The 17,053-nt window shown below is 74.4% G+C and carries 20 protein-coding genes; 12 read left to right on the top strand and 8 right to left on the bottom strand.

The window, feature by feature from the left end:
* Positions 1-13 precede the first annotated feature (13 nt).
* The gene (locus tag KDL28_RS14880) at positions 14-454 is read right to left on the bottom strand and encodes an Lrp/AsnC family transcriptional regulator (RefSeq protein WP_252438914.1); all 441 of its coding nucleotides are present in this window, start codon (positions 452-454) and stop codon (positions 14-16) included.
* Positions 455-597: 143 nt separating this feature from the next.
* A complete protein-coding gene (locus KDL28_RS14885) occupies positions 598-1,404 on the bottom strand; it encodes a hypothetical protein (protein WP_252439248.1) in 807 nt (268 codons plus the stop codon).
* A 202-nt stretch (positions 1,405-1,606) separates the two neighbouring features.
* Here KDL28_RS14885 and KDL28_RS14890 point away from each other — a divergent pair, with 202 nt between their 5' ends.
* The gene (locus KDL28_RS14890; RefSeq protein WP_308216006.1) at positions 1,607-4,162 is read left to right on the top strand and encodes an indolepyruvate ferredoxin oxidoreductase family protein; all 2,556 of its coding nucleotides are present in this window, start codon (positions 1,607-1,609) and stop codon (positions 4,160-4,162) included.
* Here the strand turns inward: KDL28_RS14890 and KDL28_RS14895 are convergent.
* Together KDL28_RS14895 and KDL28_RS14900 are read right to left on the bottom strand one after the other, a co-directional pair.
* Positions 4,086-4,580: a hypothetical protein gene (locus KDL28_RS14895; RefSeq protein WP_252438915.1), complete on the bottom strand. Its 495-nt coding sequence runs from the start codon at positions 4,578-4,580 to the stop codon at positions 4,086-4,088. The genes KDL28_RS14890 and KDL28_RS14895 overlap by 77 nt on opposite strands.
* Before the next feature lie 84 nt (positions 4,581-4,664).
* On the bottom strand, positions 4,665-4,844 hold the full coding sequence (locus tag KDL28_RS14900) for a hypothetical protein (protein ID WP_252438916.1): 180 nt from the start codon (positions 4,842-4,844) through the stop codon (positions 4,665-4,667).
* A gap of 220 nt (positions 4,845-5,064) precedes the next feature.
* Here KDL28_RS14900 and KDL28_RS14905 point away from each other — a divergent pair, with 220 nt between their 5' ends.
* From KDL28_RS14905 to KDL28_RS14915, 3 genes are all read left to right on the top strand, one after another.
* Positions 5,065-5,703 (top strand): VOC family protein, encoded by a 639-nt coding sequence (locus KDL28_RS14905; protein WP_252438918.1) that lies wholly within the window; start codon positions 5,065-5,067, stop codon positions 5,701-5,703.
* Entirely contained in the window at positions 5,700-6,158 is a 459-nt protein-coding gene (locus KDL28_RS14910) for a pyridoxamine 5'-phosphate oxidase family protein (RefSeq protein WP_252438920.1), read from the top strand. The genes KDL28_RS14905 and KDL28_RS14910 overlap by 4 nt, the downstream gene beginning before the upstream one ends.
* Positions 6,159-6,295: 137 nt before the next feature.
* Complete coding sequence (locus KDL28_RS14915) at positions 6,296-6,907, top strand: FMN-binding negative transcriptional regulator (protein ID WP_252438922.1); 612 nt, start codon at positions 6,296-6,298, stop codon at positions 6,905-6,907.
* An 87-nt stretch (positions 6,908-6,994) separates the two neighbouring features.
* On the opposite strand, the gene KDL28_RS14920 is transcribed toward KDL28_RS14915, so the two are convergent.
* Positions 6,995-8,122, bottom strand: coding sequence for a M20/M25/M40 family metallo-hydrolase (locus KDL28_RS14920; protein ID WP_252438924.1), 1,128 nt, complete (start codon positions 8,120-8,122; stop codon positions 6,995-6,997).
* 203 nt (positions 8,123-8,325) lie between these two features.
* On the opposite strand from KDL28_RS14920, the gene KDL28_RS14925 reads away from it, so the two are divergent.
* From KDL28_RS14925 to KDL28_RS14950, 6 genes are all read left to right on the top strand, one after another.
* Complete coding sequence (locus KDL28_RS14925) at positions 8,326-9,039, top strand: response regulator transcription factor (protein WP_252438926.1); 714 nt, start codon at positions 8,326-8,328, stop codon at positions 9,037-9,039.
* 4 nt (positions 9,040-9,043) lie between these two features.
* Entirely contained in the window at positions 9,044-10,396 is a 1,353-nt protein-coding gene (locus tag KDL28_RS14930) for a sensor histidine kinase (protein WP_252438928.1), read from the top strand.
* A 111-nt stretch (positions 10,397-10,507) separates the two neighbouring features.
* Positions 10,508-10,828, top strand: a complete 321-nt coding sequence (locus tag KDL28_RS14935; RefSeq protein WP_252438930.1) for an ArsR/SmtB family transcription factor — start codon at positions 10,508-10,510, stop codon at positions 10,826-10,828.
* The gene (gene arsB / locus KDL28_RS14940) at positions 10,825-11,976 is read left to right on the top strand and encodes an ACR3 family arsenite efflux transporter (RefSeq protein WP_308216007.1); all 1,152 of its coding nucleotides are present in this window, start codon (positions 10,825-10,827) and stop codon (positions 11,974-11,976) included. The genes KDL28_RS14935 and arsB overlap by 4 nt, the downstream gene beginning before the upstream one ends.
* Positions 11,977-12,031: 55 nt before the next feature.
* A complete protein-coding gene (locus tag KDL28_RS14945) occupies positions 12,032-12,466 on the top strand; it encodes an arsenate reductase ArsC (protein WP_252438932.1) in 435 nt (144 codons plus the stop codon).
* A complete protein-coding gene (locus KDL28_RS14950; RefSeq protein WP_252438934.1) occupies positions 12,466-12,885 on the top strand; it encodes an arsenate-mycothiol transferase ArsC in 420 nt (139 codons plus the stop codon). Before KDL28_RS14945 ends, KDL28_RS14950 begins: the two co-directional genes overlap by 1 nt.
* Before the next feature lie 24 nt (positions 12,886-12,909).
* On the opposite strand, the gene arsM is transcribed toward KDL28_RS14950, so the two are convergent.
* Positions 12,910-13,713 (bottom strand): arsenite methyltransferase, encoded by an 804-nt coding sequence (arsM, locus tag KDL28_RS14955; RefSeq protein WP_252438936.1) that lies wholly within the window; start codon positions 13,711-13,713, stop codon positions 12,910-12,912.
* A gap of 81 nt (positions 13,714-13,794) precedes the next feature.
* On the opposite strand from arsM, the gene KDL28_RS14960 reads away from it, so the two are divergent.
* Complete coding sequence (locus tag KDL28_RS14960) at positions 13,795-14,184, top strand: ArsR/SmtB family transcription factor (RefSeq protein WP_252438938.1); 390 nt, start codon at positions 13,795-13,797, stop codon at positions 14,182-14,184.
* Positions 14,185-14,206: 22 nt separating this feature from the next.
* Here KDL28_RS14960 and KDL28_RS14965 read toward each other — a convergent pair whose 3' ends face one another.
* Together KDL28_RS14965 and KDL28_RS14970 are read right to left on the bottom strand one after the other, a co-directional pair.
* Complete coding sequence (locus KDL28_RS14965; RefSeq protein ID WP_252438940.1) at positions 14,207-14,896, bottom strand: HAAS signaling domain-containing protein; 690 nt, start codon at positions 14,894-14,896, stop codon at positions 14,207-14,209.
* Positions 14,878-15,228: a PadR family transcriptional regulator gene (locus KDL28_RS14970; protein ID WP_308216008.1), complete on the bottom strand. Its 351-nt coding sequence runs from the start codon at positions 15,226-15,228 to the stop codon at positions 14,878-14,880. Before KDL28_RS14970 ends, KDL28_RS14965 begins: the two co-directional genes overlap by 19 nt.
* Before the next feature lie 99 nt (positions 15,229-15,327).
* Between KDL28_RS14970 and KDL28_RS14975 the strand changes: the two genes are divergently transcribed.
* Positions 15,328-16,989: a DUF6544 family protein gene (locus KDL28_RS14975; RefSeq protein WP_252438942.1), complete on the top strand. Its 1,662-nt coding sequence runs from the start codon at positions 15,328-15,330 to the stop codon at positions 16,987-16,989.
* Positions 16,990-17,053 lie beyond the last annotated feature (64 nt).

Raw genomic sequence — 17,053 nt, forward strand, 5'->3', positions numbered from 1 at the left:
GCTCAGCGCCGGCTCAGCGCGGACCCCGCACGCTGCTCATCACCATCAGGGTCTTGGTCCCCACGACGCCCGTGGTCGCGCGCAGCCGGGCGACCACCTCGCGCAGGTGCGCCATGTCGCGCACCCGCAGGTGGCACAGGGCGTCGAAGTCACCAGCCAGTACGTAGACCGCCTCGACCTCGGGCAGGTCCCTGCGCAGCGCCTCCATGTCCTCCGGCGAGGTGGTGCCCTGGAAGCGCAGCTCGCAGAACGCCTCCAGCGGTCGGTCGAGGCGGGCCCGGTCCACGACGGCGGTGAACCCGATGATCACGCCGACCGCGACGAGCCGGTCCACCCGCCGCTTCACCGCGGGCTGTGACAGCGCGACCTCACCGGCGAGATCGGCGAAGGTGCGCCTGCCGTCGGCCTCCAGCAGCGCGAGCAACTTGCGGTCGACGTCGTCGAGCGGGGTCACGCGCGCAGGATAATGACGCCCCTGCGCATCGAGCGAAGGATTCCTGCGTGGATCGCGCGGACCGGATTTCCTATCTTGCCGAACGCCCCCCGCCTGGGATCTCCTCGGAGATCCCACGGTGCTGTTCACCACGGTGCTGTTCATCACGACGAGGAGGCGGCCAGGTGCGTGCGAGCGCGGTGACCCTCGACGACAAGTACGGCGCGACGTCCGGCCGGGCGCTCGTCTCGGGCATCGAGGCACTGGTCCGGCTGGTCCTCGAACAGCGCAGGCTCGACACCGAACGCGGGCTGGACACGCGTGCCTTCGTCTCGGGCTACCAGGGCTCGCCGCTGGGCGGCGTCGACCTGGAGATGGGCCGGGCGCGCCGGCACCTGGACGAGACCGGCGTGGTGTTCCGCCCGGGCGTCAACGAGGAGCTGGCCGCCACCGCCGTGGCCGGGACCCAGATGCTCGCCGCGCTCCCCGGCCGCCGCCACGACGGGGTGACCGGGTTCTGGTACGGCAAGGCCCCCGGCCTGGACCGGGCCGCCGACGCCATCCGGCACGGCCAGCTCGCCGGGACCGCCACCACCGGCGGGGCGGTGGCCTGGATCGGCGACGACCCGTCCTGCAAGTCCTCCACCGTGCCCAGCTCGTGCGAGCCGATGGCGCAGAGCCTGGCGCTGCCGCTGTTCGCGCCGGGCACCGTCGCGGAGATCATCTCCTACGGCCTGCACGCCGTCGCGCTGTCGCGGGCGAGCGGGCTCTGGACCGCGCTGAAGATCGTCGCGGACGTCGCCGACTCGGCGGCGACCATCGACGTCGGCGCGCTGCGCCACGGCATCCCGCACCCGCCCGCGGCCCCGCGCCCGCTGCTGCCCCCGATCGTCGGGCCCGTCGGTCTCGACGCCGAGCACGACATGCTGACCCGCCGCCTCGACATCGCCCGCCACTACGGCACCGAGCACGGCCTCAACCGGATCACCTTCTCCGCCCGGCGGGCCCGGCTCGGGATCGTGGCGTCCGGCACCGCCCACGCCGTCGGGGGGGGGGGGGGGGGCGCCGGGGGGCGCGACGCGGCCCCGAGGGCGGCGCGGGGGGGGGGCGCCCCCCCCCCCCCCCGCCGCCCCCCCCCCCCCCCCCCACGACCTGGGTCTCGACGAGGCCGCGATGGAGTCGCTGGGGCTGCGGCTGGTCCGCCTCGGCATGCCGCACCCCCTCGACCCCGCCCACCTCGCCGCGCTCACCGAGGGCCTCGAGGAGGTCTTCGTCGTCGAGGACAAGACCCCGTTCGTCGAAGGCGCCCTCAAGCAGGCGCTCTACCGGCGCGCCGACGCCCCGAACGTCGTCGGGCGCATGGACGAGACCGGCCGCCCGCTGCTCACCGGGCGCAGCCAGGTCGCCGCCGAGGACGTCGCGGTGGCCCTGGGCCGGCGGATCTCCACCGTGCTCGGCGCGGAACGGCTGCCGCGCCCGGCGCGGGAGCACCTGGACCGCCTGCGGCCCGCGCGGGCGCCCCGCATCGAGCTCCCGCTGGCCAAGCGCACGCCCTTCTTCTGCTCCGGGTGCCCGCACAACCGGTCCACCCGCACCGAGGACGACTCGCTGGTCGGCGTGGGCATCGGGTGCCACGCCCTGATCGCGCTGGAGGGCGAGGGCCGCGGCACCCAGATCGGGCTGACCCAGATGGGCGGCGAGGGCGCGCAGTGGATCGGCCTCGCGCCGTTCACCGACGACCCGACGCTGATCCAGAACCTGGGCGACGGCACCTTCCACCACTCCGGCTCGCTGGCGGTCCGCGCCGCGGTGGCCGCGGGCGTGCGCATGACCTACAAGCTGCTCTACAACGACGCCGTCGCGATGACCGGCGGGCAGCGCGCCGAGGGCCGCCTCGACATCCCGTCGGTCACCCGGCTGCTCGCCGTCGAGGGGGTGCGCCGGATCGTGGTCACCACCGACGACCAGGCCCGGTACCGCGGGGTCGCGCTCGACCCGATCGCGTCCGTCCGGCACCGCGACGACCTCGCCGCCGTGGAGCGCGAGCTCGCCGCCGTCGACGGCGTCACCGTGCTCCTGCACGACGACCGCTGCGCCACCGAGGAGCGCCGGCTGCGCAAGCGCGGCAAGCTCCCCGCCGTCACCGAGCGGGTCGTGATCAACGAGCGGGTCTGCGAGGGCTGCGGCGACTGCGGCGACAAGTCGACCTGCCTGTCGGTGCAGCCGGTGCACACCGAGTTCGGCCGCAAGACCCGCATCCACCAGCCCTCCTGCAACTCCGACCTCAGCTGCCTCGACGGCGACTGCCCGTCGTTCCTGCTGGTGGAGCCGAGGACCCGGCCCGTGCGGAACCTGCCGGAGCTGCCGGTGGCGCTCGTCGAGCCGCAGCGGCGGTTCGGCGAGCGCGACGTCCTGCTGCGGATGCCCGGGATCGGCGGGACGGGCGTGGTGACGGCGTCGAAGGTCCTGCAGATGGCCGCCCACCTCGACGGCCGCTTCACCGCCGGGCTGGAGCAGATCGGCCTGGCGCAGAAGGGCGGCCCCGTCGTCTCGGACGTGCGGATCTCCAAGACGCCGGTCGTCGGGTCGCTGCGGGCCTCCCGCGGCACGGTCGACGTGCTGGTGGGCTTCGACCTGCTCGGCGCGGCCGACGCCGCCAACCTCGGCGTCTGCGTGCCGGAGCGGACCGTGGCCGTGGTCAACTCCGCGATCGTGCCGACCGCGCCGATGATCACCGGCCGGGTGGTGCTGCCGGGTTCGCCCGACGACGCCCTGGAGCGGATCACGGCGGTCACCGCCGAGCAGGTGCACCTGGACGCGCAGCGGCTCTCCGAGCGGCTGTTCGGCGACCACATGCCGACCAACGTCGTGCTGCTGGGCGCGGCCTACCAGAGCGGTGTGATGCCGGTGAGCGCCGAGGCGCTGGAGCAGGCGATCCGGCTCAACGGGGCCGCGGTCGAGAACACCCTGGCCGCCTTCCGGTGGGGTCGGGCGGCGGTGCAGGACCCGGCGGCGGTGCGCGCCGCGGTCGAGCCGCCCGCGCGGGAGACCGTGCCCGTCGACGCCGCCGTGCGGGCCCGCGCGGAGGAGGTCGGCCTGGGCGACGTGCTCGCCGTCCGGATCGCCGACCTGACCGGCTACCAGGACGCCGCCTACGCCGCCCGCTACGCCGAGGAGGTCCGCCGCGTCCGCGACCTGGCCGCGGCGGCCGCGGGCCCGCGGGCCGGCGACCGGATCGGCCTCGCCTACGCCCGCGGCCTGCACAAGCTGATGGCCTACAAGGACGAGTACGAGGTCGCCCGGCTGCACCTCGACCCGGTCGAGGCCGCGCGCCGCGCCGAGGCCCACGGCGCCGACGCCCGCGTGTCCGTGCTGCTGCACCCACCGGTCCTGCGGGCGCTCGGGATGAACCGCAAGATCCGGCTGCGGGCCACGGCGACCCCGGCCTTCCGCGCCCTGCGCGCCGCCCGGAAGCTGCGCGGCACCCCCCTGGACGTGTTCGGCTACGCGGGCGTGCGGCGGACCGAACGCCGGATCATCGGGGAGTACCAGGCACTGGTCCGCCGCGCGCTCGCCCGGCTCGACCCCGGTACCGCCGACCTCGTCGAAGAGCTCGCCGGCCTGCCCGACCTGGTCCGGGGCTACGAGGACGTCAAGCTGGCCGGCGTCCGGCGGTTCCGCGAACGGGCCGCGGAGCTGATCGCCCGCCTGGGCCTCGGGCAGGGATGAGCGGTGCGCCCGGTCTGCGGCGGGCGAGGACGGCCATCGCCACCGCGCCACCCCAGCCGGTCACGACGACCGGCGTCTCGGCCCGGTCGAAGCCACCGGGGCGGACGCGGATCCGGGCGTACCGCTCGCTCAGGTAGCCCAGCGTCAGACCGGTGCCGATCCAGCGCAGCACCCAGCGGGCCCGCTCGTCGGGTCCGCGCAGCAGCCGGGTGACGGCCCAGATCTGCGGCCCGAGCAGGTAGGGGGGCGCGCTGTAGGCGGTCCCGAACCAGAGCCAGTCCCGCACGAGGTGCTCGGGACTGCCGACCATGAACGGGACGTCGAAGTGCCGGCGCCGCCGCAGGGCGAGCACGTGCCCGCCCAGCTGGGCGGCCAGCTGGGCGGAGGCGACCGCCACGAGCGCCGATCGGTGGGTCATGCCGCCGCACTGTAGGCGGTGCCGGTCCCGCCGCCGGGCCGGACTCGCCCCGGCCTACCGCTTCCGGACCGCGGACCCCCGCGGTCAGCCGTTCCACTCCTCATCGCGCTGGTCCTCCCGCTCGGTGCGCTCCCGGGCGAGCTCCACCGCGCGCGCCGCCGTCTCCCGGTCCGGGTAGGGGCCCAGCCGGTCCATGGCCCGACACCCTTCGACCGGCTCCACCGCGTGGTGGCGCAGGCAGTAGAACCACGTGCCCTCGCTCATCGACGTTCCTCTCCTCGGGGGCGGCCACGTGCGCGCCGGGCCGGTTCGCCCGCGCCAGATGAGGCGCCGTGGGCGGTGAGTACCCCCGAACCGGCGCCTGGCATGCGTGGTGCCACCGGGAGTGCAGGCGGGGGTGCACCGGACCGGTCAGGAATCGAGAAGCCCCGGTCGGGGAACGGGTCCTAGCGTGGCTCATCACCAGCACCGGAGGAGCGCGGAGATGACCACCACCACCGTTCCGACCATCGACTCCATCGTCCTCGAGGTCGCCGACGTCGCCGCGGCGGAGGCCTTCCACGCGGCGCTCGGCGTCGCCGACCGGGTCCACGTCCGCTTCGGCGAGGCGCCGACGCGGGGGTTCCGCGGGTACACGCTCTCGCTCGTGGTCTCCCAGCCGAGCACCGTGGACGCCTTCATCCGCGCCGCCCTCGACGGCGGCGCCACCGCCGTGAAGCCGCCCGCGAAGAGCTTCTGGGGCTACGGCGGTGTGGTGCAGGCACCGGACGGCGCGATCTGGCAGGTCGCGACGTCGTCGAAGAAGGACACCGGGCCGGCCGCGCTGGAGTACGACGACCTGGTGCTGCTCCTCGGCGTCACGAACGTGAAGACGACCAAGCAGTTCTACGTCGAGCACGGCCTGACCGTCACCAAGAGCTTCGGCAGCAGGTACGTCGAGTTCGCGTCGCCGGGGCAGGGCATCGACCTGGCCCTCTACTCGCGCCGCGCCGCGGCCAAGGCCGCCGGGGTGGACCCCGACGGCAGCGGATCGCACCGGATCGTGGTGCGCAGCGACGCCGGGGCGTTCACCGACCCCGACGGGTTCGCCTGGGAGTCCTCGACCGCCGAGCGGCACGGGTGAGCGCGCAGGCGGAGCCGCGCGACCGGCGGGCCCGCAAGGCGGACGCGCTGGCCGTGCTGGCCACCCCGGCGATCGACGCCTGGGTCTGCAGCGCCTCCGCGGCCGGCGAGGCGCACCTGGTCCCGCTGTCGCTGGCCTGGGTGGACGAGCGGCTGGTGCTCGCGGTCGCGGACACCTCGACCACCGCTGGCAACCTCACCGCGTCCGGTCGCGCGCGCCTCGCCGTCGGCCCGACCCGGGACGTCGTCATGATCGACGCCGTGCTCGACCGCGCGGTCGGCGTCGGCGACGACGAGGCGCTGGGGAAGGCCTACGTGGCGCAGGCCGATTGGGATCCGCGGAGCGCGGCCGGGTACGTGTTCCTCGTGCTGCGCCCGGTCCGCGTGCAGGCCTGGCGGGAGGCGAACGAGATCGCGGGCCGCACGCTCATGCGCGATGGCGAGTGGTTGGTGTAGGTCGCTCACGATCAGCTCCGGAGTGCAGCCCGGTCCGCGGATTGGCATCTTGCCACCGCCCGCGATTGGCCATCGCAGAAAGCCACTGCTCGCCGGACGATGGACGGGACCGACCGACCACGAGGAGCAGCACCCCCATGTACGTGCCCGCGCACTTCGCCCCGCACGACGACCACGTGCGCGAACTGCTGACCCACCACGGCGCCGCGGACCTCATCACCACCGGCCCCGACGGGCTGGAGGCGACGATGCTGCCGTTCGTCCACGACCGCGAGCGGGGCACGCTGCTCGGCCACTTCGCCCGCAACAACGACCACTGGACGCGCGTCCACGGGCAGCGCTGCCTGGTGATCGTGCGCGGACCCGACTCCTACATCAGCCCGTCCTGGTACGCCGCCAAGGCCGAGCACGGCCGCGTCGTCCCGACCTGGAACTACGTCACCGCCCACGTCCACGGCACCGCGACCGTCCACGACGACGCCGGCTGGGTCGCCGATGCGGTGCGCCGGCTCACCGACCACCACGAGGCCGACCGTCCGGTCCCCTGGACCGTCGAGGACGCCCCCGAGAGGTTCGTCCGCGGCCAGCTGCGCGCCATCGTCGGGGTCGAGGTCCGGATCGACCGCATCGACGCGAAGTTCAAGCTCAGCCAGAACCGGCCCGCCGCCGACATCGACGGCGTGATCACCGGCCTGCGGTCGCGGGGCGACGCGCAGGGCGCCGACGCCGTCGCGACGCACCGCCCCTGACGGGTCAGCCGATCCGGTCGGACCCGGGCTCGCCGCCACGACCGCCCGCGCTCCGAACCGGGCCCGGGAGCGCGGGCGCGGGGCGGCTCAGCCCAGTTCCTCCGCCGAGGTCGCGAAGTGGGCCAGCGTGCCCGCCAGCGCCGGCAGGTAGTGGCCGAGCACCTCCTGGTTCACGTTCTCGACGCGATCGCAGGCCTGGTGGTAGCAGCGGTCGTAGACCTGGTCGGCCTCCCCGCCCCAGGCTCCGGCCTGCGCGCTCGTCTTCTCCTCGTCGTCGCCGTTCTCGGCACCGCCGACCGGGATGCCGGCCTCGATGAAGGGCGACTCGTCGTCGCCGACGAACTCGATGATCTCGGGGTCGGCGGCGCCGGTGCGGGCCAGCTGGTCGGCGAGCACCCGCCCGATCGTGGCCGAGCCCGCGGGGCCCGCGGTCTCCGGGTCGTCACCCGCACCGCCCTGGGCGAAGTAGCCGGCGTTCGGCGAGGCCACCATGTCCACGTTCAGGTAGAGCCGGATCCTCCCCCGCTCCTCGTCCGACAGGCCCTCGACGTAGGCGGCCGAGCCGACGGCGCCGCTCTCCTCGTCGTCGAAGAACGCGAACCGGACCGCGTTCCGCACGTCGGGCTCGGCACCGAGGCGGCCGGCGATCTCCAGCAGGCTCGCCACCCCGGAGCCGTTGTCGACGATGCCCGGGCCCTCCGGGACCGAGTCCAGGTGGGCACCGATCATCACGACCCGGCCGGGGTCGCCGGTGCGGGTCTGGGCGATCACGTTGCGTCCCCGCACAGGTGCGTCATCGTCGTCCGACGTCTCGTAGGTCGGGGTGCTCACCTCGAAGCCGGCCTCGCGCAGCACGCCGGCCACGTACTCGACGCTCGCCGCGTAACCGGGGGTCCCGGTGGCCCGGTTGCCGCCGTTCTCGTCGGCGATCCGCTGCAACGCCTGCAGGTGCGGCACCGCCGCGGCCACGCTCACCTCGCCACTCAACCGCTGCACCAGCGGGTGCTCGGGAGCGGTGGTCGTGGAACCCGACGGCCCCGGACCGGTGGCCGCGGAACTCGCCGTCCCCGGTTCGGTGGGCGGCGCCTCGACCGCTCCGGTTCCGCACGCCGAGCCGGCGAGCACGATCGAGATCCCCACCGCCGCGAGCCCGATCCGCGATCGGGTCGAGCCGGAGTTCGGCCTCGGCCCGCGAAGGCCCCTGCTGGTCGTCATGTGTGGTTCCACCTCTTCTCTGCCTCGGAGCGAGCGCACCGCACTCACTCTCGGTGAGCGGAAGGCTACGACCGTCACCTCCGAGTGGGCCCTCCGGACGGCAAGAGGACGGCAAAACCCGCTCACGCATGGGCTCACGCACGGGCGTGCCCACCCTGCACGGTCCGTCCATTGTCATGCGCGAACGCGACATACCATGGACTGTGGCCGCAGTACTCGTCGTCGAGGACGACACGACGATCGGTGAGGTCCTGGAGTCGAGCCTGCGCGCTCACGGCTACCGGGCGAGCTGGGCGGTCGACGGGCGCTCAGCGCTGCACGAGGCAACCGCCCGCCCCTACGACCTCATCCTCGTCGACCTCGGGTTGCCCGACGTCGACGGCTTCGCGTTGTGCCGGCACCTGCGGGCCCGGCAACCCTCCGCCGTGCTGGTGGTGCTGACGGCACGGAACTCGGAGATGGACGTCGTGGTGGGTCTCGACGCGGGGGCCGACGACTACCTGGTCAAGCCGGTCCGGCTGACCGAGCTGCTGGCCCGGCTCCGGGCCCACCTGCGGCGGGCCGAGCCGTCGCAGACCCCCCCGACCCCCCGGCGGACGACGGTCACGCTCGGCGACCTCGTGCTCGACACCAGCAGCCGACGGGTCACCGTGCAGGGCGTGGAGATCGCGCTGCGGCCGAAGGAGTTCGACCTGCTGGCTCGGCTCGTGCGCGATACGGGGACCGCGCTCAGCCGCCGCACCCTCATGGTCGACGTGTGGGACGAGCACTGGCACGGATCGACGAAGACGCTCGACGTCCACGTCGCGTCCCTGCGCCGGCGGATGAGCGCGGGCAGCCCGATCGCCCGGCTGCCCACGATCACCACCCTGCGCGGGCACGGCTACCGGCTCGACGCCCCATCGACGGACGGATGAGCTGGTGCGCAACCGCATCGTCACCCTCACGCTCGCGGTCGCCGCGATCGCGATCGCCCTGTTCGGGATCCCCCTGGCCATCGGCATCACCCGCTCGGTCATCGACCAGGAGCGGACCGATCTGAACCGCATCGCCGACCTCACCGCCCGCGCCGTGCAGCCCGACCTGATCCACGACGAGACGCCCGACACCCTGCCCGGGCTCCACGACGTACCCGGTCTCGCCCTGTACGACCACCACGGGCGCATCGTGCTCGGGTCGGGGCCGACCATCGCCGACGACGCGGTCCTCACCTCGTTGCGGAGCAACGCCCCGGCGACCGACGACGGCGACGACCTGGTGGTGGCGGTCCCGATCAGCGACGGGCACGAGGTGGCCGGCGTCGTGCGGGCGGCCCGCCCAGCCGCGGCAGCCCACGACGAGCTCCTGCCGATCTGGATGGGCATGCTCGGCCTGGCCGCCGCGGTGATGGTGGGCGTCTGGTTGCTGACGCGCCGCTACGTCGATCGGCTGACCGGGCCGTTGGAGCGGCTGTCGATCAACGCCACCCGGCTCGGGGACGGCGACTTCAGCGTCCGATCGCCGGCCACCGGCATCCGCGAGATCGACGCCGTCGGCTCGGCGCTCGACAGCACCGCCGGGAGGCTCGACGACCTGCTGGCGCGCGAGCGCGAGTTCGCCGCCGAGGCCTCCCACCAGCTGCGCACTCCGCTGTCCGGGCTCCGGCTGAAGCTCGAAGCCGCGCTCGACCAGCCCGGCCACGACCTCCGGCGCGTCATCACCGACGCGCTCGGCTCGGCGGACCGGCTCCAGTCCACCATCGAGGAGCTCCTCCTGCTGGCGCGCGAGGGCAATCGGCGGCGCGGGGGTCCGCTGGCGATCGGCGAGCTGGTGGCCGACATCCGGGCCGCGTGGGCGGACCGGCTCACCCACGTCGGCCGGGCCATCGAGGTGCAGGTCGCGCCGCACCTGCCCCCGACCCCCGCTTCCGCGGCGGCGACGCGCCAGATCATCGCCGTCCTGCTCGACAACGCCGCCGTCCACGGATCGGGGACCGTCCGGCTCACCTTCCGGGAGATCGCCGGCACCGTCGCGATCGACGTGGGCGACGACGGGGATGGATTGCCCCCCGATGCGTCGTTGCCGCTGACGCCGGGCCACGGCTCCGCGGACGGCCTCGGTCTCGCCCTCGCCGAGCGCCTGGCCGGAGCCGAGGGCGCTCGGCTGGTCCTCACCCGGCCCGCGCCGCCCGTGTTCACGCTCTTCCTGCCGGTCGGGCCGCCGCCGGTACCGCACGGCTCATCGGACCGGCACCACCGGGGGGCGTTCACCGCGTCGACCGGACCTCCACCGTGACGGCAGTCGGACGTTGCCCATAACTTCGACATAGGTAAAGATAGACCTGTGTCTAAGCAACAGCTCCCCGTCATCGGTCTCTGCGCTCCGACGCCCCGCACCCGCGCGGCGTTGAGCGCGGAGCAGGCGGCCGAGCTGACCCGTTCCTTCAAGGCCGTGGCCGACCCGGTGCGCCTGCGGCTGCTCAGCCTGATCGCCGCGCACGAAGGCGGCGAGGCCTGCGTGTGCGACCTGACCGACGCCTTCGAGCTGTCCGGCCCGACGATCAGCCACCACCTCAAGGTGCTGCGCGAGGCCGGGCTGATCACCAGCGACCGCCGCGGCACCTGGATCTACTACCGCATCCGGCCCGAGGCGCTCGCCGAACTCGCGCGCGTGCTGCACGTGGACGGCGCGATGACCGGCGCAGGAGCCGCCGAGGTGACGGTGTGAGCGCCGATCCGCGGCTGGAGGCGCCCGTCGCGGCGCGGCTGTCGACCCTGGACCGGTACCTGCCAGTGTGGATCATCGCCGCGATGGCCGTCGGCCTGATCGGCGGCAGGCTCGTGCCCGGTCTCGGCGCCGCGTTGGACGCGGTGGCGATCGACGGCGTCTCGCTGCCGATCGCGCTCGGGCTGCTGATCATGATGTACCCGGTGCTGGCCAAGGTCCGTTACGACCGGCTCGACACCGTCACCGCCGACCGCCGCCTGCTGCTGGCCTCGCTGGTGCTGAACTGGGTGCTCGGCCCGGCGCTGATGTTCGCCCTGGCCTGGCTGATGCTGCCCGACCTGCCCGAGTACCGCACCGGGCTGATCATCGTCGGGCTCGCCCGGTGCATCGCCATGGTGATCATCTGGAACGACCTCGCCTGCGGCGACCGCGAGGCCGCCGCCGTGCTCGTCGCGCTCAACTCGGTCTTCCAGGTCATCGCGTTCGCCGCGCTGGGCTGGTTCTACCTCGACGTGCTGCCCGGCTGGCTGGGCCTGCCCCAGACGGCGCTGGACGTGTCGCCGATCGAGATCGCGGTCAACGTGCTGATCTTCCTCGGGGTCCCGCTGGTGGCCGGCTACCTCTCGCGCCGGCTCGGCGAGCGCGCGAAGGGCCGGGAGTGGTACGAGAGCAGGTTCCTGCCCCGCATCGGCCCGTTCGCGCTCTACGGGCTGCTGTTCACCATCGTCATCCTGTTCGCCCTGCAGGGCGACGCCATCATCGGCCGGCCCTTCGACGTCGCCCGCATCGCGCTGCCGCTGCTGGCGTACTTCGCGCTCATGTGGTTCGGCTCGCTCGCCACGGCCCGCGCCATCGGCCTGGGCTACGAGCGCTCCGCGACCCTGGCCTTCACCGCCGCGGGCAACAACTTCGAGCTCGCCATCGCCGTCGCCATCGCCACCTTCGGCGTCACCTCCGGGCAGGCGCTGGCCGGCGTGGTCGGCCCGCTGATCGAGGTGCCGGTGCTGGTCGCGCTCGTCTACGTCTCCCTCGCCCTGCGCAAGCGCTGGCCGGGGCCGTCCACCGCGACCGGATCGACGGCCGACCGGGCGTCGAGGAGGCGGGTCGAGCAGGTCGACGAGCCGCGCCGGCCCGTCGAACCGCGCTGACCGCCACGTCCTGACCGAGCGGCCCACCGCCCTCGCCCGAGCCCAGGGAGTGCTCATGGAGACCGTCCCCGAGGTCCTGTTCGTCTGCGTCCACAACGCCGGTCGCTCCCAGATGGCCGCCGCGCTGCTCGACCACCGCGCCGCCGGCCGGGTCCGCGTCCGCTCCGCGGGCTCCGCCCCCGCCGACACCATCAACCCCGCCGTCCGCGAGGTGATGGCCGAGATCGGGCTCGACCTGTCGAAGGAGTTCCCCAAGCCCCTCACCGACGACGCCGTCCGCGCCGCCGACGTCGTGATCACCATGGGCTGCGGGGACGCCTGCCCGGTCTACCCCGGCAAGCGCTACCTCGACTGGGAGCTCACCGACCCCGCGGGCCGGACCCCGGCCGAGATCCGCCCCATCCGCGACGACATCGACGCCCGGGTCCGCGCCCTGATCGCCGACCTGCTCGACCCCGCCGCGGGCACCACCTCCCCCGGATCCCGGTGATGACGGCGTCGGTGCTGTTCGTCTGCGTGCGCAACGGCGGGAAGTCCCAGATGGCGGCCGGGCTCATGCGCGCGGCCGCAGGCACGGAGGTCGAGGTGCACTCGGCCGGCACCGATCCCGGCCCGTCGATCAACGCGCTGTCCGCGCGGTCGTTGGCCGAGGTGGGGGTCGACATCAGCGCCGAGTCGCCCAAGCCGATCGACCCGAAGCTGCTGCGCTCGGTCGACCTCGTGGTCACCCTCGGCGGGGAGGCCACCGTCGACGCGCCCGTCGGCGTGCGAGTCGAGAACTGGGACACCGACGAGCCGTCCGAACGCGGGATCGACGGCATCGAGCGGATGCGGCTGATCCGCGACGACATCGATGCCCGCGTCCGGACGCTCGCCGCCCGGCTCGCCGGGCCCGGAGCGCACCGGTAGCGCGGACCCGGGCCGCGCAGCGGGTCAGGCCGCCGGTTTGCGCGCCCGGACGATCGCCGAGGCGGCGTGCTCGTGCACCCGGTGGGTCTCGACGATCTCCACGTCGACCAGCCCCGCACCGGACAGGGCCTGCTCGAACTCGGCTCGGGTCAGGGCACCGGCGACGCAGCCGGTCCACTGGCCCATGGCCGCGCGGGTGACGGCGTCCAGGTCGGCGTCGGCGATTACGTCGGACACCGCGAACCGGCCGCCGGAACGCAGCACCCTGGCCGCCTCGCGGAGCACGACGGCCTTGTCCGCGGCCAGGTTGATCACGCAGTTGGAGATGACCACGTCGACACTGGCGTCGGGCAGCGGGACGTCCTCCAGGTAGCCCTGCAGGAACTCGACGTTGTCCACCCCGGCCTCCGCGGCGTTGCGACGGGCGAGCTCCAGCATCTCGGTCGTCATGTCCACCCCGTAGACCCGGCCGCCGGGAGCGACCCGGCGCGCGGAGATCAGCACGTCGGCCCCGGCTCCCGAACCGAGGTCGAGCACGACCTCGCCCGGGCGCAGGTCGGCGACGGCGGTGGGCACCCCGCAGCCCAGCGACGCCGCGACCGCGGCGCTCGGCGCACCCGCCGACTCCGCGGAGCTGTAGAGGCCCTCCCCGAAGGCCACCTCGGCCGGTCCGCACCCGCATCCCGCGCCCGGCCCGCAACAGCTCTCGGCCTCGGCGGCCCGGGCCTGCCGGTGCTCACCCGCCGTGGCCCTGACCGCCGCCGCGGCGTACCGCGCCCGCACCTCCTCCCGGACGTCGGCTCCGGCAACCGGTGCTCGATCCGCCATGGCACTCCTCCTACGTCGCTGTATCGACGAACGTCAAAGCAAGAGGTTGCTCCCTGGATAGACAACTGTCAAGGTAGAGCGATGTCGAACCAGAGCGGCTCGCTCGCCGGAGCGCTGGCGGCGTGCTGCTCCCCGCTGGCGGAGGAGCCGCTCGGGCCGGCGCGGGCGGTGGAGCTGGCCCGGGCGTTCAAGGCCCTCGGCGATCCCGCCCGGCTGCGCCTGCTGTCGCTGATCGCCAGCCACCCCGGCGGCGAGGCCTGCGTCTGCGACGTCTCCGACGGGTTCGACCTGGCCGGGCCGACCATCTCCCACCACCTGAAGGTCCTGCGCGAGGCCGGCCTGATCTCCGGCGAACGCCGCGGGACCTGGGTGTACTACCGGGCCGATCCCGGCGCGCTCGGACGGCTCTCCGACCTCCTGGCCATCGCGGGCAGCGGCGCCGCGCAGCCACCGGAGGCGGCGTCCGCCTGAGCACCCGCTGCCGGGCACGTCGTCAGTGCTCGCCGGGCCCCGTCAACGCCCGCCGACACCCGAGGACGCGCGCGGCCTGGACACCGCACGCGCCCAGGCGGGCCAGGCTGGCGCAGCCGGCCAGGAACGCGACCGATGACGCCCCGATCGACGATCCGGTCGCCCCGGTGAGCAGCACCGCGAGCATGACCAGATCGGCGACGACGGCCGCCGCGACGACGACGACCGCACCGTCCACGGCGAGCATCCGGCCGCGCCCGAGCAGCGCACCCCGGCGGCCGGTGGCGGCCAGCACGACGGCGCCGGCGAGCACTGCGACGGCGACCAGCGGAGCGGGGGGCACGGCCGCCAGCGGCCCCCCTCCGACCACGGAGGCTGCGACCGGCGACCCCGCCGCCAGCCACAGCAGCCCGACCAGCGGCCCGGTGACGAGCAGGCCGGTGACGGTGCGGCGGGCCTGACCGCAGGCCAGTTCGCCGGCGAACGCCGCGGCGACCAGGTGCGCCGGACCGAACTCGCGGACCGCCGCCCGCACGGCCGCGCCGGTGTCGGCGCCAGGACACCTGCGGCGCGCAGCGGCCGCCGCCTCGTGCAGGCCGTCGCGCAGCTCGTCGAGGATCGCCGCTCGGGCTCGTCGCGGCCCGAACAGCCGCCGGCCCACCGCGTCGAGGTAGGCGTCGAACCCGTCCCGGGCTACGTCGCGGCCGGCCATGCGCGCCTCCCCAGCAGCGCCGACACCGCCGTCGCGAACTCCGCCCACCCGACCCGGCTCTCGTCCAACGCCGCCGCGCCCGCCGGGGTCAGCTCGTAGGTGCGCCGGCGGCGACCGGAGGAGTCCGACCACCGGCTGCGCACCAGCCCGGCCCGCTCGAGCCGGTGCAGGGCCGGGTAGATCGTTCCGGTCGGCAGGTCGATGCGCCCGCCGCTGCCCGCCCGCAGGTGGTCGATGACGCCGTACCCGTGCAGCGGGCCCGGCTCCAGCGCGGCCAGCAGCAGACCGTCCAGGTGTCCCTTCAACGCCTCGGCCCGCATGCGTAGCGACACTACTCCTTCTCGGTGGACCACACACCACCCGAGCTGCGATGACAGTCGGAGAGAGTAGCGTACCTACGTATAGCGACGCTACTGTCCGCGGAGGTGCCCGTGGTTCCCGCACACCGGTTGCCCGGTCCCGCCCCGTCGGTCGCGCAGCCCGAGGTCCTCGAGGTGGTGGTGCTGGGACTGGTCCCGCTGCACGTGGGATGCGGGATCGTGGCGGTCGCCTGCGGCGCGGGCGCGATGCTGACCCGCAAGGGCAGCCGGGGCCACCGCCGACTGGGCCGTGCCCACCTGGTGGCCCTCACTGTCCTGGGCACGACCGCTCCGGTGCTGGCCGCGGTGGACTGGGCGCACCGCTGGCACCTCGTCGTCCTCGGCGGTGCCGCCCTCGCGAGCGCCGCCGCCGGCTACCGCGCCGTCCACTGGTCGCGGCCACCGCGCCTCCTCGCGCACCTCGTGGGCATGAGCAGCGGCTACATCGCCATGCTCACCGCGTTCTACGTCGACAACGGGCCCCGCCTGCCGCTGTGGGACCAGCTCCCCGGCCCGGTCCTCTGGCTCCTCCCGACGGCGGTCGGCGCACCCCTCGTCGTGCGCTCCGCCCGGCGGCGCGGCCTCGGCGGGTGTCCCCTCGCCGGGCCGCGCGGGCTTTCCCGCTGCTTCCATGGCCGGGTCGGTCGGGTCTTCCGGCACTCGCCGTCCGTGGCCGGCAGCGGGACCCTGGGCTCGTCGAGCACGAGGAGCAGGAGCCATGGCACCCCAGCAACCCGCGTCGAGAGCTCCAGCAGCGCCCGGATGGACGCCCGCCCACGCCCCTGCGACGGCTCCTGGCCCGACGTGGTGCCGATGGGTCGCGGCCGGAGAGGCCGGGTCGGTCGCGGTGATCGCGCTACCGGCCGGGGACGCCGCCCCGGGATTGGTCGTCGACGGCCTCGTCCTGGTCCTGACGGCCGCAATCCGCATCGCCGCGCGGCGGACGACCCGATGACGACCGCGCGACGGGTCGACCCGGTCGCACGGCTGCCGGTCGCCGTGCGCCACGACTGGGCCGAGCTCGCGCAGCCGTCGCCGACCGACGGCGCGTTCGACGCGCGGGCGGTGCGGGACCTGCCCGAGCCCGCGCAGCGGTGGCTGACCCACGCCATCGCCCCCGGTACGCCTCTGCGCCGCCGGGTCGAGCTCGCCCAGCACGGTCGCATCCGCATCGGCGCCTGGCGCGACTTCCGCGCCCGCCAGGTCATCGCCGGGCTCGACGGCTACGTCTGGGCGTGCGCCACCCGCGTCGCCGGCATCCCCGTGTACGGCTACGACCGTCTCGTCCACGGCCGCGGTGACATGGTCCACCGGGCTTTCGGCCGCATCGCCCTGGTCTACGAGTCCGGGCCCGACCTCACCCGCAGCGCAGCCGGCCGGCTCGTCAGCGAGGTGATCTGGACTCCGGCCGCGGCGCTCTCCCCCGATCTCGTGTGGACGCCCGTCGACGAGCACAGTGCCACCGTGCGGCTGCCCTCCGGTGGCGACGCGCACGAGGTCACGATCACGGTCGACCCGACAGGTGCTCTGCAGAAGGTGACGATGCCTCGTTGGGCCGCCATCGACCGCGGCCCCTACGCCCTGCGCCCCTTCGGCGCCGAGATCCACCGTGAGGCGACCTTCGACGGCTTCACCGTGCCGACCGAGGTGACCGCAGGCTACGACCACGACAGCCCTCGCTGGCCCGACTGCGCATTCATCCAGATCACCGTCGACGACGCCACGTACCGGTAGGAGCCCCCCGGACGGCAACCTCGTCGAGCTGTTCGCGCCCGCGGCCCGGCCCGTCGCGACCTGA

Source organism: Pseudonocardia humida (assembly GCF_023898865.1).
GTDB classification, from domain to species: Bacteria; Actinomycetota; Actinomycetes; order Mycobacteriales; family Pseudonocardiaceae; genus Pseudonocardia; species Pseudonocardia humida.

Coding starts and splice junctions, on each gene's coding strand:
- KDL28_RS14900 (WP_252438916.1), bottom strand. CDS start 4,844: ATGAGCGAGGGCACGTGGTTCTACTGCCTGCGCCACCACGCGGTGGAG.
- KDL28_RS14960 (WP_252438938.1), top strand. CDS start 13,795: ATGTCGAACCAGAGCGGCTCGCTCGCCGGAGCGCTGGCGGCGTGCTGC.
- KDL28_RS14890 (WP_308216006.1), top strand. CDS start 1,607: ATGGAGTCGCTGGGGCTGCGGCTGGTCCGCCTCGGCATGCCGCACCCC.
- KDL28_RS14945 (WP_252438932.1), top strand. CDS start 12,032: ATGGAGACCGTCCCCGAGGTCCTGTTCGTCTGCGTCCACAACGCCGGT.
- KDL28_RS14915 (WP_252438922.1), top strand. CDS start 6,296: ATGTACGTGCCCGCGCACTTCGCCCCGCACGACGACCACGTGCGCGAA.
- KDL28_RS14895 (WP_252438915.1), bottom strand. CDS start 4,580: ATGACCCACCGATCGGCGCTCGTGGCGGTCGCCTCCGCCCAGCTGGCC.
- KDL28_RS14905 (WP_252438918.1), top strand. CDS start 5,065: ATGACCACCACCACCGTTCCGACCATCGACTCCATCGTCCTCGAGGTC.
- arsM (WP_252438936.1), bottom strand. CDS start 13,713: ATGGCGGATCGAGCACCGGTTGCCGGAGCCGACGTCCGGGAGGAGGTG.
- KDL28_RS14965 (WP_252438940.1), bottom strand. CDS start 14,896: ATGGCCGGCCGCGACGTAGCCCGGGACGGGTTCGACGCCTACCTCGAC.
- KDL28_RS14920 (WP_252438924.1), bottom strand. CDS start 8,122: ATGACGACCAGCAGGGGCCTTCGCGGGCCGAGGCCGAACTCCGGCTCG.
- KDL28_RS14950 (WP_252438934.1), top strand. CDS start 12,466: ATGACGGCGTCGGTGCTGTTCGTCTGCGTGCGCAACGGCGGGAAGTCC.